The 14,342-nt window shown below is 58.5% G+C and carries 14 protein-coding genes; 7 read left to right on the forward strand and 7 right to left on the reverse strand.

Features of this window, described 5'->3' with window-relative positions:
• Nucleotides 1–91 precede the first annotated feature (91 nt).
• The gene (locus AOY23_RS00610; RefSeq protein WP_054177933.1) at nucleotides 92–1,141 is read left to right on the forward strand and encodes an AI-2E family transporter; all 1,050 of its coding nucleotides are present in this window, start codon (nucleotides 92–94) and stop codon (nucleotides 1,139–1,141) included.
• Here the strand turns inward: AOY23_RS00610 and arnF are convergent.
• The 7 genes from arnF to arnB are packed head-to-tail and all read right to left on the reverse strand — an operon-like array spanning nucleotide 1,138 to nucleotide 8,510.
• Nucleotides 1,138–1,518 (reverse strand): 4-amino-4-deoxy-L-arabinose-phosphoundecaprenol flippase subunit ArnF, encoded by a 381-nt coding sequence (gene arnF, locus AOY23_RS00615; RefSeq protein ID WP_054177934.1) that lies wholly within the window; start codon nucleotides 1,516–1,518, stop codon nucleotides 1,138–1,140. The genes AOY23_RS00610 and arnF overlap by 4 nt on opposite strands.
• On the reverse strand, nucleotides 1,518–1,856 hold the full coding sequence (arnE, locus tag AOY23_RS00620; protein WP_054177935.1) for a 4-amino-4-deoxy-L-arabinose-phosphoundecaprenol flippase subunit ArnE: 339 nt from the start codon (nucleotides 1,854–1,856) through the stop codon (nucleotides 1,518–1,520). Before arnE ends, arnF begins: the two co-directional genes overlap by 1 nt.
• Nucleotides 1,853–3,508, reverse strand: a complete 1,656-nt coding sequence (gene arnT, locus AOY23_RS00625) for a lipid IV(A) 4-amino-4-deoxy-L-arabinosyltransferase (RefSeq protein ID WP_054177936.1) — start codon at nucleotides 3,506–3,508, stop codon at nucleotides 1,853–1,855. Before arnT ends, arnE begins: the two co-directional genes overlap by 4 nt.
• Complete coding sequence (gene arnD / locus AOY23_RS00630) at nucleotides 3,505–4,407, reverse strand: 4-deoxy-4-formamido-L-arabinose-phosphoundecaprenol deformylase (RefSeq protein WP_054177937.1); 903 nt, start codon at nucleotides 4,405–4,407, stop codon at nucleotides 3,505–3,507. The genes arnT and arnD overlap by 4 nt, the downstream gene beginning before the upstream one ends.
• Nucleotides 4,404–6,389 carry a bifunctional UDP-4-amino-4-deoxy-L-arabinose formyltransferase/UDP-glucuronic acid oxidase ArnA gene (gene arnA, locus AOY23_RS00635; protein WP_054177938.1) on the reverse strand — a complete coding sequence of 662 codons (1,986 nt, stop codon included), beginning with the start codon at nucleotides 6,387–6,389 and terminating at the stop codon, nucleotides 4,404–4,406. Before arnA ends, arnD begins: the two co-directional genes overlap by 4 nt.
• Complete coding sequence (arnC, locus tag AOY23_RS00640; protein ID WP_054177939.1) at nucleotides 6,386–7,369, reverse strand: undecaprenyl-phosphate 4-deoxy-4-formamido-L-arabinose transferase; 984 nt, start codon at nucleotides 7,367–7,369, stop codon at nucleotides 6,386–6,388. The genes arnA and arnC overlap by 4 nt, the downstream gene beginning before the upstream one ends.
• A gap of 1 nt (nucleotide 7,370) precedes the next feature.
• Nucleotides 7,371–8,510, reverse strand: a complete 1,140-nt coding sequence (arnB, locus tag AOY23_RS00645; RefSeq protein WP_054177940.1) for a UDP-4-amino-4-deoxy-L-arabinose aminotransferase — start codon at nucleotides 8,508–8,510, stop codon at nucleotides 7,371–7,373.
• A 525-nt stretch (nucleotides 8,511–9,035) separates the two neighbouring features.
• Between arnB and nikA the strand changes: the two genes are divergently transcribed.
• From nikA to nikR, 6 genes are read left to right on the forward strand one after another with little or no spacing between them, the layout of a single operon-like run.
• Nucleotides 9,036–10,607, forward strand: coding sequence for a nickel ABC transporter substrate-binding protein (gene nikA, locus AOY23_RS00650; protein ID WP_054177941.1), 1,572 nt, complete (start codon nucleotides 9,036–9,038; stop codon nucleotides 10,605–10,607).
• Nucleotides 10,607–11,551 (forward strand): nickel ABC transporter permease subunit NikB, encoded by a 945-nt coding sequence (nikB, locus tag AOY23_RS00655; RefSeq protein ID WP_054178135.1) that lies wholly within the window; start codon nucleotides 10,607–10,609, stop codon nucleotides 11,549–11,551. Before nikA ends, nikB begins: the two co-directional genes overlap by 1 nt.
• Entirely contained in the window at nucleotides 11,548–12,384 is an 837-nt protein-coding gene (gene nikC / locus AOY23_RS00660) for a nickel ABC transporter permease subunit NikC (RefSeq protein WP_054177942.1), read from the forward strand. Before nikB ends, nikC begins: the two co-directional genes overlap by 4 nt.
• The gene (nikD, locus tag AOY23_RS00665; RefSeq protein WP_054177943.1) at nucleotides 12,381–13,145 is read left to right on the forward strand and encodes a nickel import ATP-binding protein NikD; all 765 of its coding nucleotides are present in this window, start codon (nucleotides 12,381–12,383) and stop codon (nucleotides 13,143–13,145) included. The genes nikC and nikD overlap by 4 nt, the downstream gene beginning before the upstream one ends.
• A complete protein-coding gene (gene nikE, locus AOY23_RS00670) occupies nucleotides 13,142–13,933 on the forward strand; it encodes a nickel import ATP-binding protein NikE (protein WP_054177944.1) in 792 nt (263 codons plus the stop codon). The genes nikD and nikE overlap by 4 nt, the downstream gene beginning before the upstream one ends.
• Nucleotides 13,921–14,325, forward strand: coding sequence for a nickel-responsive transcriptional regulator NikR (gene nikR, locus AOY23_RS00675; protein WP_054177945.1), 405 nt, complete (start codon nucleotides 13,921–13,923; stop codon nucleotides 14,323–14,325). Before nikE ends, nikR begins: the two co-directional genes overlap by 13 nt.
• The last annotated feature ends 17 nt before the right edge of the window (nucleotides 14,326–14,342 follow it).

The following is a 14,342-nucleotide window of genomic DNA, read 5'->3' on the forward strand; positions in this document are numbered from 1 at the left end:
CATGATGAAACGCGTTTTCGCACCGACTTTCAGACAGTAAGCCCGCAACGAGCCGCTACACTTAATGGCGACCATCGTAAAGGACACGACTATGACCTCCACTGTTCCCGACAAAGCAGGATTGCACATCCTACTCAAGCTGGCGTCGCTTGTTGTCATTCTGGCCGGTATTCATGCCGCTGCTGATATCATCGTTCAACTGCTGATGGCGCTCTTTTTCGCCATCATCCTCAATCCGCTGGTGCGCTGGTTTATCCGCCGCGGCCTGTCACGCCCGGTAGCGATTACCATCGTTGTGGTCGTGATGCTGTGCGTCCTCACCGCACTGGTTGGCGTGCTGGCGGCCTCAATCAATGAATTCATCGCCATGATGCCGAAATACAATAAGGAGCTGACCCGTAAGCTGATTGATATTCAGGAAACGCTGCCTTTCCTGCACCTGCGCATGTCGCCCGAACGGCTGCTGCAGCGCATGGATTCCGACAAAATGATGGCCTTTGCCACCACCATGATGGCCGGGCTGTCGGGGGCGATGGCCAGTATTTTGCTGCTAATGATGACCGTGGTGTTTATGCTGTTCGAAGTGCGCCATGTGCCGTACAAACTGCGTTTCGCCCTCGCGCAACCGCAGATCCACATCGCCGGGTTGCACCGGGCGCTGAAAGGGGTGTCGCACTATCTGGCGCTGAAAACGCTGCTCAGTCTGTGGACCGGGGCGATTGTCTGGCTGGGGCTGGCGTTGCTGGACATCCAGTTTGCGTTGATGTGGGGCGTGCTGGCGTTTCTGCTCAACTACGTGCCAAATATCGGCGCGGTGCTGTCCGCCATTCCGCCGATGATTCAGGCGTTTTTATTCAACGGTTATTACGAATGTCTGATGGTTGGCGCGTTATTCTTTGCCGTACATATGGTGCTGGGGAATATCGTCGAGCCGCGAATGATGGGGCACCGGCTGGGTATGTCAACGTTAGTGGTCTTTCTGTCGTTACTGATCTGGGGCTGGCTGTTAGGGCCGATCGGCATGCTGCTCTCGGTGCCGCTGACCAGCGTCTGTAAAATCTGGATGGAGACCACCACCGGTGGCAGCAAAATGGCGATCCTGCTCGGGCCGGGGCGACCAAAAAGTCGCCTGCCCGGTTAGTGTTTTTTCTGCGGGGTGAAAATCACCATCACCCCGGCCACAATCACCACAACGCCAAGCAGCGCGCGCCAGGAAAAGGGCTCATGCCAGCCGGGAAGCGCAATCGCCGCGAACCAGACCAGAATGTAGCTGAGACTCAACAGCGCATAGGCGCGGTAAAGCGGCATTCGGTGAAGCGCGAAATACCAGCACACCATCGACGCGAGATAACCCAGCAACCCGAGCAGCAGCGGCAGCGCACCCGGCGCCGCGTGCAGCAGATGCGGCAAAAACAGTTCTGGCGAGGTTGCCGGAGGCAACAACAACATCGCATGGCGTAGCGTCAGTTGCGCCGCACTGACCAGAATCACACTCAGTAACGCCCAGAGAATGCCCATCAGAAGCTCCCTCCGAGAATGACAATGCCGACAATAATCAGCGCGACGCCTGCCCAGTGGCGCGTCGCCACCGGCTCACGCCAGACCAGACGTGCCGCCAGCGTGACCCAGACAAAATTGAGGCTCAGCATCGGATAAGCAATGCCGACGGGAACGCGCTGCAGCACCAGCAGCCACAGCAGCATACCGCCGCCGAGCATCAGCAACGCCAGCCCCAGCCAGAGGATAATATGCCGCCCGCGCGCGCCGGTTTTTGTCGGACGCGTGGCCTGTTTCTGGCACAGCTGGCCGAGGCAGCTCAGCAGGCTCGCCAGCACGAGACAGATCCACGCCGTCATTGCGGCAGATACTGAAGAAAGGCCATCCGCCCCATCAAATAAATATGGTCGGGCTTCGGCAGCGGCAGTTCAGCGATGGTTTGCCCCCTCTCTAATTTCAGCACCAGCGAAACCGGCCCCTGCTGACGGTGCTGTTCCAGCCAGGTGCTGAAGTCGGATTTATCGATATAGCGGGATTTTCCTTCCGGATACGACAGACCATACTCCAGTTCACCGCGCATGCCCATCATGATGATATCGTTACGTTTAAGCTGCCATGCCAGCCCGGCGGCGACGCCGACTTCATTAGTCAGCACGTAGCGGCTCGGCGTCAGTGATTCGCTGACGATGTCGATCAGGAATTGCGGCTGTTTACCGTCAATGACGCGATCCGGGATGGCAAAGCCCACCAGCAGTGCCAGCCCCAACGGGCAGCAGGCCGCCAGCGCCCAGCGCTGCACGCCGTCTTTAATTGCCAGCCAGCCCATCAACGCCCAGACGCCAAACGCGACCGCGGCGAGCAGGCACTTATACAGCTCGATAGGCGTCCAGACCGGGTGCCTGAGCAAGCCCCACGGCGACACCACCAGCACCGCGATCAGGCCGATAAGCCCGAACACGATGTTAATGACACCGTTGAACGTCAGCGCCCGGCTGCTGCGCGTCACCGCGTCTTGTGCATAACGCGCCATCAGTATCGCCAGCGGCGCAAAGCAGGGCAGAATATAGGTCGGCAGTTTCCCTTTCGCGATGCTGAAAAACAGCAGCGGCATCACCACCCAGCCCAGCAGATAAAACTCAGCGCGAATGCCGTTTTTATCCTGCCAGCCACGTTTCAGTGCGCCAGGCAGCAGCGCCAGCCATGGCAGGCTTCCGGCGATCAGGAACGGCAGGTAATACCAGAACGGCGCTTTGTGCTGGGCGTCGCTTTTCGCGAAACGCTGAATATGCTCAACCCAGAAAAAGTAGCGCCAGAAATCCGGCTCACGATGGGCGATCGCCAGACCCCAGGGCAGGACGGTTAACACGCACACCAGTACCGCCAGCCAGCCGTAGAAAAGCACTTCGCGCCAGCGTTTTTGCACAATCACCCACGGCAGCACGCCGATCACCGGCACGGCGAGCGCCAGAAAGCCTTTGGTCATCACGCCCATGCCGCAGGCGAAACCCAGCAGCAGGTAACCGCCGATTTTGCCGCCACGCGTGGGCGATTGCGACGCCGCCCAGAAGCTGCACATCGCCAGCACCAGCCAGAGCGTGATCATCGGGTCGAGCACCGCGTACGTGCCGATGCTGTACACCAGAAACGCGGTGAGGAAAATCACCGCGGACAGCACGGCGGTTTTCTTGTCCCGCCACAGTTTCCACGCCAGCCAGGCGACCAGCAATGCGGTGAGCGTAATAGAAAACACCGAGCCAAAGCGCACCGCAAAGTTGCTGTCGCCGAACAGCCACTGGCCGATGGAATTAACCCAGTAACCGGCGATCGGCTTTTCGAAATAACGCAGCCCTAAAAGGTGCGGCACGACCCAGTCGCCGGAAGCCAGCATTTCGCGGCTGACCTCGGCATAGCGGGTTTCATCCGGCTGCCAGAGCAGACGGAAATGCGGCGGGATCAGGTAATACAGCGCGAAAAGAATAACCAGTGAAACGCCATAGCGCAGTGATTTCATAAACCGGGCTCTCGTAAATGTTCACACCCAAGCCAGCCTTCCCGGCCTGCAATTTCGCCACGCACAATCTCGCCCTGCGGTAACAAGCTGAAGCTCTCCGGCAGCATCTGGCTGAGCGGGCAAAAAACAATACCTTCCTGTTTTGCCTGCTCAAGCAGCGCGGCAAACTGCGGCGCGCCAATGATCCCTTCCACTTCCGCGTGAATGGTATAAACCGGCACACCGTTATCCTGATGAATACAGTCCAGCAGGTAACGGTTAAATTCGTCGGCGCTCACCGTGCTACCCACCACTTCGTCCCATGTCGGCAGCGTTACCGGGATCTGCACCGTTCCCGCTTCGCCATTGTCGAGCCGGGGCAAAAACGGTCTTGTACCGCGACAGTCACTATTGTAGAGAAAACCGAACGCCTCTTTCGCTTGCACCACGCGCTGGTCAGCGCGCCAGCCCGCCACCGCCGAGCAGGTCACTGGGCGATCGATAATCGCTTCCAGCGCCTGCAAACCACGGGCAATTTCCTGCTCCATGCGCGGCAGCGGCCAGACGCCACTCCACATCTGCCAGGCATGATGATCCCAGGCGTGCAGCCCGATCTCATGTTCCTTCGCCGCATCGCAAATAATGCGGGCATTACCGATACCGATGCTGCGGCCGGGCCAGGCGGTCCCGGCCAGCAAAATATCCCAGCCGTAGAGCGATGCCGCGCGCGAACGCAGCATCTTCCAGAGGAATTTTGGTTTCAGCAGGCGCCAGAGATGACGCCCCATGTTGTCCGGCCCCACACTAAAAAAGAAGCTTGCGCGAATGTCGTGCTCACGGAGCAACGTCAACAGGCGGGGAACCCCTTCGCGGGTGCCGCGAAAGGTATCCACATCAATGCGTAAGCCAACTTTCCTCATGAGGCTTTTTCGTCCGTCAGTTCGACCGTGCGCAGGAAGAAATCCAGCGTTTCGTCGACGGTTTTTTCCATTCCGACCACCGGCACCCAGTTCAGACAGTGCTTCGCATTACGGATGCTGGGTTTGCGGTGCTCCACGTCCTGATACCCTTTGCCATAATAGTTGCTGCTTTCCACTTCACGGAAACCGGCGAACGGCGGGAAGCGGTTACGCAGCGGGTGACGCTCAAAGCTTGCCAGCAGCATTTCCGCCAGCTCTTTAATGCTCGCTTCGTTGTCCGGGTTGCCGATGTTAATGATCTGCCCGTCGCAACGCCCGTCTTTGTTTTCGATGATGCGGAACAACGCTTCGATGCCATCGCTGATGTCCGTAAAGCAGCGTTTCTGCTTGCCGCCTTCAATCAGTTTAATCGGCGAGCCTTCCACCAGGTTGAGGATCAACTGCGTAATGGCGCGGGAGCTGCCGATACGCGCGGCGTTCAGGTTGTCGAGGCGCGGCCCCATCCAGTTGAACGGACGGAACAGGGTAAATTTGAGCCCGTGCTTGTCGCCGTACGCCCAGATCACCCGATCAAGCAGTTGTTTGGACACGGAGTAGATCCAGCGCTGTTTGTTGATCGGCCCGACCACCAGGTTTGAGGTATCTTCGTCGAAATGCTTGTCGGTACACATGCCGTACACTTCCGACGTCGACGGGAAAATAATGCGCTTGTTGTACTTCACGCAGTCGCGGATGATTTTCAGGTTCTCTTCGAAATCCAGCTCAAACACGCGCAGCGGGTTACGGGTATATTCGATTGGCGTGGCGATGGCAACCAGTGGCAGCACCACGTCGCACTTCTTGATGTGATACTCGATCCATTCAGAGTGAATGCTGATATCGCCTTCCACGAAGTGGAAGCGCGGGCAGTCGAGGAAACGGCTGATGGCGTCAGAGCTGATATCCAGACCGTAAATTTCGTAGTTATCATCCGCCAGCAGACGCTCGGTCAGATGGTTGCCGATAAACCCGTTCACGCCGAGGATCAACACCCGCGTACGGCGCTTAATAGCGACCACCGGCTTGCTGCTCAGCAGCGCACCCGCCACCAGCCCCATCGCCTGCGCCAGCTGGCCGCCCTGCATGTACACGCCATGTTCAGCCTGGCCGGTGACGATCTCCAGCGCGCCATCGCGACAGGCGACAATCAGCGGCGCAACCGACAGCACGGTGCCAGGTTTCGCGCCCTGCATCTCATTGTGCAGACGGGATTTCCAGACGATAAATTTGTTGGCGCCAGCATAACCAAACGCTCCCGGCCACGGGTCGGACACCGCGCGCACCAGGTTGTGCAATTCAGCGGCAGGTTTATCCCAGTCCAGACGCCCGTCTTCCGGGGTACGGCGACCGACATACGTCGCCTGGCTTTCATCCTGCACCGTTTCGTTAAAATGGTCTTCGCGAAGGGCAGGCAGCGCGTTATGCAGCAGCACTTTCGCGGCATCACGCAGTTTGTGATGCAGGGTCAGCGCAACGTCCGCGTCATCAATCGCCACGCGATGCTGCGCGATAATATTGCCCGCATCAGCCCGCGCGGTCATGCGGTGCAGCGTGACGCCGGTCTCTTTCTCACCATTGACCAGCACCCAGTTCAGCGGTGCGCGCCCCCGGTATTTCGGCAGCAGCGAACCATGCAAGTTAAACGCCCCCAGACGGGCCGCAGAGAGGATCTCATTGCACAGCAGGTTGCGATAGTAGAACGAGAAAATCACGTCCGGGTTCATCATGCGAATACGCTCGATCCACAGCGGATGGTTAACGTCATCCGGTGCGTAGACCTGAATACCCTGCTCAGCGGCGATACGCGCTACGGAGCCGAAAAAGTGATTTTCGTTAGCGTTATCCGGATGGGTAAAAATCGCTTCAATGTCGTATCCGGCGTCCAGCAGCGCCTGAATACCTGCACAACCCATATCGTGATAAGCGAATACAACGGCTTTCATGACCGATCTTCCTCTTGAGATACCGTCTCGTCCTTGCGGACGACGCGTTGAATAAAGTAACGGGGACGAGCACGCACATCGTTGTAGATACGGCCGATGTACTCACCCAGCAGGCCCATGCCAACAAACTGGGCACCAATAAACATGAACAGTACGGCGAAGAGCACGAACACCCCTTCCGCCGCCCACTGCGGGCCTAACGCCAGACGCAGCACGATAAGCAGGATGGAGAAAGCAAACCCGAGCAGTGCGATGACGCTGCCGAATACGCTCAGCAAGCGCAGCGGCGTGGTGGTCAGGCAGGTCACCAGGTCGTACATCAGGTTAATCAGCCGCATAAAGCTGTATTTGGAATCACCAAACTCACGCTCGGCATGCAGCACCGGGATCTCCACGGCGCGGCGGGCGAAGGTGTTCGCCAGAATCGGAATAAACGTGCTGCGTTCGTGACAGTTGAGCATCGCGTCAATGATGTGGCGGCGATAGGCGCGCAGCATGCAGCCGTAATCGCCCATCGCTTTACCGGTGGTGCGCTGGATCAGGCGGTTGATCATCTTCGACGCGGCTTTGCGGAAAAAGGAGTCCTGACGGTTCTGGCGTACGGTGCCGACCACGTCGTAGCCTTCATCGGCTTTCGCCACCAGACGCGGGATCTCTTCCGGCGGGTTTTGCAGATCGGCGTCGAGAGTAATAATCAGATCGCCCGTGACGTGGCTGAAGCCCGCCATGATCGCCGAATGCTGGCCGTAGTTGCGGTTGAGCAACACGGCGACAATGTGGCTGCCCTCCGCGTCGGCGGCATCACAGAGCATTTGCGCCGAGTCGTCGCTGCTGCCGTCGTCAACCAGCAGAATTTCATACTCACGCCCCAGCGACGCACAGGCGGCGTCGGTACGGCGGATGAGCTCTGGCAGGCTCTCCTGCTCGTTAAAGACAGGAATGACCACCGACACTTTCTGAACCGGGGGATAGCTAAACATATCAACGCCCTGCAAGCTGATGGAGTGCGGCAATGACGCGGGTTGTGTCGTCATGAGTCATATCCGGAAAAAGAGGAAGTGAGCAGATACGCGCGCTGTTCCACTCGGTATTCGGCAGAGAAACGTCGGGAAAGCGTTCACGGTAATATTTCTGCGTGTGAGCGGCGCGGAAGTGCAGCCCGGTGCCGATCCCTTTGGCTTTTAACTGTTCCATCAGCGCGTCGCGGCTCAGACCGCAACGTGTTTCATCCACGCGGATGATGAAAAGATGCCAGGCGTGCAGATGCTCCCAGTGCGGGACCGCCAGCGGCTGGAAGGGCGTGTCAGCCAGTTCGTTGAGATAGCGCCAGGCGATATCGTGGCGGCGCTGATTGGCCTGCCCGAGTTTCCCCAGTTGCACCAGTGCCAGCGCGGCGTTGATGTCAGCGAGATTGTATTTATAGCCCGGGGAGATCACCTCCGCCTGCGGCGCGCGACCGTGGGTCTGGCGGTCATAAGCATCGACGCCAAGACCGTGAAACTTCAGGCTGCGAATGCGCGCGGCCAGTTGGTCGTCGTCGGTGACCACCAGGCCACCCTCCGCACTGGTCATGTTTTTGATCGCATGGAAAGAGAAAATCGCCGTACCCTGCCAGCCCACGTGGCGGTTCTTGTAGTAGGTTCCGGCGGCATGGGCGGCGTCTTCAATCACGGGAATACCGTGACGGTCAGCAACGGCGCGGATCGCGTCGATATCCGCCGGTGCGCCCGCGTAGTGAACCGGGATAATGGCTTTGGTGCGCGGCGTGATGGCGGCGTCGACAGCTTCCGCTGTGATCATGAGGTTGTCGCGATCGACATCGATCATCACCGGTGTCGCGCCGAGCAGCACGATCATGTTCAGCGTTGAAACCCAGGTCTGCGACGGGGTGATCACTTCATCGCCCGGCCCGATACCCAGCGCCATCAGCGTGACATGCATACCGCCCGTCGCTGAACTCACCGCAATGGCATGGCGGTTGCCCGTCAGGCCACAAAACGCCGCTTCAAGCGCCTGATTTTTCGGCCCGGTGGTGATCCAGCCGGACTGCAACACCTCTTTAAGCGCAGCGAATTCCGCTTCTCCCATTGAGGGGCGCGAGAAGGGCAAAAAATCGCTCATCATCATTCCTTACCTGTAAAGGATTCGGTGCTTCTGGTTTACTCATCCGGTCATCGTGCGCCAGAGGAGTTAAACAAAACGAAAATGAAATCGACGCCGATGCGGTATTTCTTAAACGGCGCATCAACTTGCGAAAAAATATAAACGCGTAAGATTAGGACAAGATTAAGAAAGGTATAAAGAGATCATGAATTTTATAAAAAATATTAAAAATCAATAGATTGAATGATGATAAAAGCTTAAGAAAAGAATACCTCACGGCGAAATAACGCGAGCCTGCTCACAATATTCAACCGAGATTAAACGGCCTTCATTTTTATTGAACTTTTTATATTTATTGTCATCCTGAGGAAAACCAGGACTATACCGGATATATGTCAGATTTATTTCAACAGTAAACCGGCAATAATTTGCGTTAAAAAGTGGATGACTATCTGCCCTTGCTTTGATCCAGATTACGTCAAAAGTATGATGAATTATTAAAATCATCATACTTTGATACCTGATTTCGCAGAGGCGAGGCCATTGTCTACTTTCCGCTCACTCCTGTTGGCGTTTCTGACCTGTACATCGCTGCTGGCTCACGCCGCCGCGCCTGATGAACTGACCACCGCCTGGCCGGTCAACGTCGGGCCGCTCAATCCTCACCTTTATACCCCGAACCAGATGTTTGCCCAAAGCATGGTGTATGAACCGCTGGTCAAATATCAGTCGGACGGCAGTGTTCAGCCCTGGCTGGCGAAAAGCTGGACCCACTCTGCTGACGGCAAAACCTGGGTCTTCACCCTGCGCGATGATGTGCGTTTCTCCAATGGCGAACCGTTTAACGCCGACGCCGCCGTCGCCAACTTCACGGCGGTGCTGGCGAATCGCCCGCGACATGCCTGGCTGGAGCTGACCAATCAGATTGTCGCGGTCAAAGCCCTGAGCCCGCAACAGCTGCAAATTACCCTGAAAAGCGCCTACTACCCTTTCCTGCAAGAACTCTCGCTGCCACGCCCTTTCCGTTTTATTGCGCCGTCACAGTTTAAAGAGAACGGCACGGTGTCCGGCATTAAGGCACCGATCGGTACCGGGCCGTGGGTATTAAAAGCCTCGCGGATGAATCAATACGATGTGTTCGTGCGTAACGATAATTACTGGGGCGAGAAACCGGCCCTCCGCCAGATCACCATCAAAGTGATCCCGGACCCGACCAGCCGGGCGATTGCGTTTGAAGCAGGTGAGGTGGATTTGCTGTACGGAGATGAAGGTCTGCTGCCGCTCGATACCTTTGAACGTTTCCGCCACCAGCCGGAGTATCAGACCGCGCTGTCGCCATCGATGGAAACCATCATGCTGGCGCTCAATTCCGCGAAGGGGCCGACGCGTGAACTGGCGGTTCGCGAAGCGCTGAACTACGCGGTCGATAAAAAAACGCTGATCGACACCGCGCTGTATGGCACCCAAAAGGTGGCCGATACCCTGTTCGCCCCTTCCGTGCCGTATGCCAACATTCCGCTGACGCCACGCCAGTACGATCCGCAGAAAGCCGTTGCGCTGCTGGAACAGGCAGGCTGGACGCTGCCAGCGGGGAAAACCATCCGGCAGAAAGACGGCCAGCCGCTGACCATTGAACTGGCCTTTATGGGCACCGATGCGCTCAGCAAATCCATGGCGGAAATCATTCAGGCGAATCTGCGCCAGGTTGGCATCGACGTGACGATGATCGGCGAAGAAGAGAGCAGCATTGACGCCCGCCAGCGCGATGGTCGCTTTGGCATGATTTTCGCCAGCACCTGGGGCGCGCCGTATGATCCTCACGCCTATTTAAGCTCGATGCGCGTACCGTCACATGCGGATTTCCAGGCGCAACAGGGACTGCCGGACAAGAAACTTATCGATAGCGAGATCGGTGAAATCCTCACCACCACGGACGACACGCACCGCCAGCAGCTTTACCGTGATGTACTGACGCGCCTGCACAATGACGCGGTCTATCTGCCGATAAGCTATGCCTCATTGATGTCCGTGTCGCGTCCGGCACTCGGCAAGATCCCGTTCGCGCCGATCGCCACCGACATCCCCTTTGAGCGCATTCACCCGGTAACGCCATGATGCTGCGATTTATTCTGCGGCGCGTGCTGCTGCTCATCCCGATACTCCTCGCCGCTTCAGCGATTATCTTTCTGCTGCTGCGGCTGGGATCGGGCGACCCGGCGCTGGATTATCTGCGCCTGTCGAACCTGCCGCCGACGCCGGAGATGGTCGCCTCAACGCGGGAGCTGCTCGGCCTGAATCAGTCCTTGCCGGTACAGTATCTGACGTGGCTGTGGCGCGCGCTACACCTCGATTTTGGCGTGTCTTACGCTTCGCAGCGCCCGGTGCTCGACGATCTGCTGCACTTCCTGCCCGCCACGCTGCAACTGACCGGCGCGGCGCTGATGTTAATTCTGCTGACCTCGGTGCCGCTTGGTATTCTGGCGGCACGCCATCGCGATCGGTTGTCGGATTTCGCCGTTCGCCTCATCGCGTTTCTTGGTGTGTCGATGCCGAATTTCTGGCTCGCCTTTTTACTGGTGATGTTTTTCTCCGTGCATCTGCAATGGCTTCCGGCCATGGGCTACGGCAGCTGGCAACATATCATCCTGCCTGCCATTTCGATCGCGTTTATGTCGCTGGCGATCAACGCCCGCCTGCTGCGCGCCAGCATGCTGGACGCCGCCGGGCAGCGCCACGTTGTCTGGGCACGGCTGCGCGGACTTAGCGAGCGGCAGATCGAGCAACGGCATGTTTTGCGTAACGCCACGCTGCCGGTGGTGACCGCCATTGGGATGCACATCGGCGAACTGATTGGTGGCACGATGATCATCGAAAACATCTTTGCCTGGCCTGGCGTCGGGCGCTACGCGGTGTCGGCCATCTTTAACCGCGACTATCCGGTGATCCAGTGTTTCACCCTGCTGATGGTCACCGTGTTCGTGCTGTGCAACCTGGCGGTGGACGTGCTGAACGCGGCGCTCGACCCGCGTATTCGTCGTCATGAAGGAGCACAGGCATGAATTTTTTCCTGACGGCTCGCTGGCCGGTTCGCCTGGCGCTGATAACCATTGTGCTGTTGATGTTGATCGCGCTGACCAGCCAGTGGTGGCTGCCTTACGATCCGCTGGCGATTGATTTACCGCAGCGCCTGCTGCCGCCGGATGCGGCGCACTGGCTCGGCACCGATCACCTGGGCCGTGATATTTTCTCCCGTCTGCTCGCTGCCACCCGCGTATCGCTGGGATCGGTGATGATCTGCCTGGTGCTGATCCTCGCCCTCGGGCTGACGCTCGGTGGCAGCGCCGGTTTGCTGGGCGGTCGCGTGGATCAAACCATCATGCGCGTCGCCGACATGTTCATGACCTTTCCGACGTCGATCCTCTCTTTCTTTATGGTTGGCGTGCTCGGCACCGGCTTAACTAACGTGATCATCGCTATCGCCCTGTCGCACTGGGCGTGGTATGCGCGCATGGTGCGTAATCTGGTGTTGTCCCTGCGTCACCGCGAATTTGTGCTGGCGTCTCGTCTGAGCGGCGCCAGTCACGTGCAGGTGTTTATCAGCCATCTGGCGGGCGCGGTGGTGCCGTCGCTGCTGGTGCTGGCGACGCTGGATATCGGGCACATGATGCTGCACGTCGCGGGGATGTCGTTTCTCGGCCTCGGCGTCAGCGCGCCGACGGCGGAGTGGGGCGTGATGATCAACGATGCGCGGCAGTATATCTGGACACAGCCGCTGCAGATGCTGTGGCCCGGGCTGGCGCTGTTCATCAGCGTAATGGCCTTTAACATGACCGGCGATGCGCTGCGCGATCGCCTCGACCCGTACCTCAATGCGGAGCACAGCCACGGATGACCACGCAACTGGAACTGCATAACATCACCCTGAGTGCCGAACGCCCGCTGGTACACGGCGTGTCGCTGACCCTGCGTAAAGGCCGCGTGCTGGCGTTGCTCGGCGGCAGCGGCAGCGGAAAATCGCTGACCTGCGCGGCCGCGCTGGGCGTATTACCGGCAGGCGTGCGCCAGACGGCGGGCGAAGTGCGGGCAGACAACCAGGCGGTGTCGCCTGCGAGCCTGCGCGGCACGATGGTCGCCACTATCATGCAAAACCCGCGCAGCGCCTTTAACCCGCTATACACCATGGCGACCCACGCGCGGGAAACCTGCCGGGCGCTGGGAAAACCGCTGGATGACGCGACGCTGCTTGCCGCGATGGAAAACGTCGGGCTGGAAAACCCCCGCAGTGTGCTGGCGCTCTATCCGTTCGAAATGAGCGGCGGCATGCTGCAACGGATGATGATGGCGATGGCGGTACTCGGCGATGCGTCGTTTATCATCGCCGATGAACCGACCACCGATCTCGACGCCGTGGCGCAGGCGCGCATTCTCGATCTGCTGGATTCGCTGATGCAGACCCGTCGACCGGGATTACTGCTGGTGACCCACGATATGGGCGTTGCCGCGCGGCTGGCCGATGACGTCGCGGTAATGGATAACGGCCGCATCGTGGAGTACAGCGACGTCGAAACGCTGTTTACCGCGCCACAGCACCCGGTGACGAAACAGTTACTGGCCGCACATCTGGCGCTGTATGGCATGGAGTTATCGCAATGACGCTTTTCACTGTTAGTCAGTTAAATCATGGTTATCCCCGGCGTCCCGATGTGCTGAACGACGTTACTTTCACGCTCAGGCCCGGCGAAACCGTTGCCCTGCTGGGGCGCAGCGGCTGCGGCAAAAGTACATTGGCGCGGCTGCTGGTCGGGCTGGAAACTCCGGCCTCGGGTGAAATTCTCTGGCAGGGCAAACCGCTTGCTGCGCTGAAAGGCGAGGCGAAGCGCGGTTTTTATCGCGATATTCAGATGGTGTTTCAGGACGCGCTCAGTGCGGTGAACCCACGTAAAACCGTGCGCGAGATTATTCGCGAGCCATTGCGCCACCTGCTGCGCTGTTCGCGGCAGGAGCAGCAACAGAAAATCACGGCGATGATGGCGGCGGTGGAGCTTGACCTGTCGCTGCTGGATAAGCGGCCGCCACAGCTCAGCGGCGGTCAACTCCAGCGGGTGTGTCTGGCGCGTGCGCTGATTGTCGAACCGAAGCTGTTGATCCTCGATGAAGCCGTCTCCAGTCTCGATCTCGTCCTGCAGGCGGGTATTATTCGTCTGCTGAAGCGCCTGCAACAGCAATCCGGCGTCGCCTGTCTGTTCATCACCCACGACCTGCGGCTGGTCGAGCGGTTTTGCCAGCGGGTGATGGTGATGGAGCACGGGCAACTGGTGGAAACCACCGTCGTGCAGTCGCCGCTTCGTTTTCAAACTGCCGCAGGACAGGCGCTCCAGCGCGCCGTACTGCCTGCCTTTCCCGCCACTCTGACTGAAGGAAAACTCGCATGCAGCGCGTGACCATTACCCTTGATGACGATCTGTTAACCACCCTGGATGCGCTCAGCGAACATCACGGCTATCGCAACCGTTCCGAAGCCATCCGTGACATTTTACGTAACGCACTGGTGCAGGAGAAAAGCCAGCAGGCAGATCGCCAGGGCTACGCGGTACTCTCTTATGTGTATGAGCATGAAAAGCGCGATCTGGCGAGCCGTCTGGTTTCCAGCCAGCATCACCATCACGACCTGTCAGTCGCCACGCTGCATGTGCATATCAGTCACGAAGACTGCCTTGAGATTGCAGTGCTGAAGGGCAACATGCATGAGATTAAACATTTTGCCGATGAGATGATTGCCGAACGCGGCGTCAGGCACGGCCATTTGCAGTGCCTGACGGCGGAAGATGATTGATTGTAACCTTCACGGAT

Origin of the sequence: Trabulsiella odontotermitis, assembly GCF_001297775.1 — a bacterium.
Lineage (GTDB): Bacteria > Pseudomonadota > Gammaproteobacteria > Enterobacterales > Enterobacteriaceae > Trabulsiella > Trabulsiella odontotermitis.

What these genes read in the sequence shown, in the direction of transcription:
- AOY23_RS00610 (WP_054177933.1), top strand. Translation starts at nt 92, where the DNA reads ATGACCTCCACTGTTCCCGACAAAGCAGGATTGCACATCCTACTCAAG.
- arnF (WP_054177934.1), bottom strand. Translation starts at nt 1,518, where the DNA reads ATGGGCATTCTCTGGGCGTTACTGAGTGTGATTCTGGTCAGTGCGGCG.
- arnE (WP_054177935.1), bottom strand. Translation starts at nt 1,856, where the DNA reads ATGACGGCGTGGATCTGTCTCGTGCTGGCGAGCCTGCTGAGCTGCCTC.
- arnT (WP_054177936.1), bottom strand. Translation starts at nt 3,508, where the DNA reads ATGAAATCACTGCGCTATGGCGTTTCACTGGTTATTCTTTTCGCGCTG.
- arnD (WP_054177937.1), bottom strand. Translation starts at nt 4,407, where the DNA reads ATGAGGAAAGTTGGCTTACGCATTGATGTGGATACCTTTCGCGGCACC.
- arnA (WP_054177938.1), bottom strand. Translation starts at nt 6,389, where the DNA reads ATGAAAGCCGTTGTATTCGCTTATCACGATATGGGTTGTGCAGGTATT.
- arnC (WP_054177939.1), bottom strand. Translation starts at nt 7,369, where the DNA reads ATGTTTAGCTATCCCCCGGTTCAGAAAGTGTCGGTGGTCATTCCTGTC.
- arnB (WP_054177940.1), bottom strand. Translation starts at nt 8,510, where the DNA reads ATGAGCGATTTTTTGCCCTTCTCGCGCCCCTCAATGGGAGAAGCGGAA.
- nikB (WP_054178135.1), top strand. Translation starts at nt 10,607, where the DNA reads ATGCTGCGATTTATTCTGCGGCGCGTGCTGCTGCTCATCCCGATACTC.
- nikC (WP_054177942.1), top strand. Translation starts at nt 11,548, where the DNA reads ATGAATTTTTTCCTGACGGCTCGCTGGCCGGTTCGCCTGGCGCTGATA.
- nikD (WP_054177943.1), top strand. Translation starts at nt 12,381, where the DNA reads ATGACCACGCAACTGGAACTGCATAACATCACCCTGAGTGCCGAACGC.
- nikE (WP_054177944.1), top strand. Translation starts at nt 13,142, where the DNA reads ATGACGCTTTTCACTGTTAGTCAGTTAAATCATGGTTATCCCCGGCGT.
- nikR (WP_054177945.1), top strand. Translation starts at nt 13,921, where the DNA reads ATGCAGCGCGTGACCATTACCCTTGATGACGATCTGTTAACCACCCTG.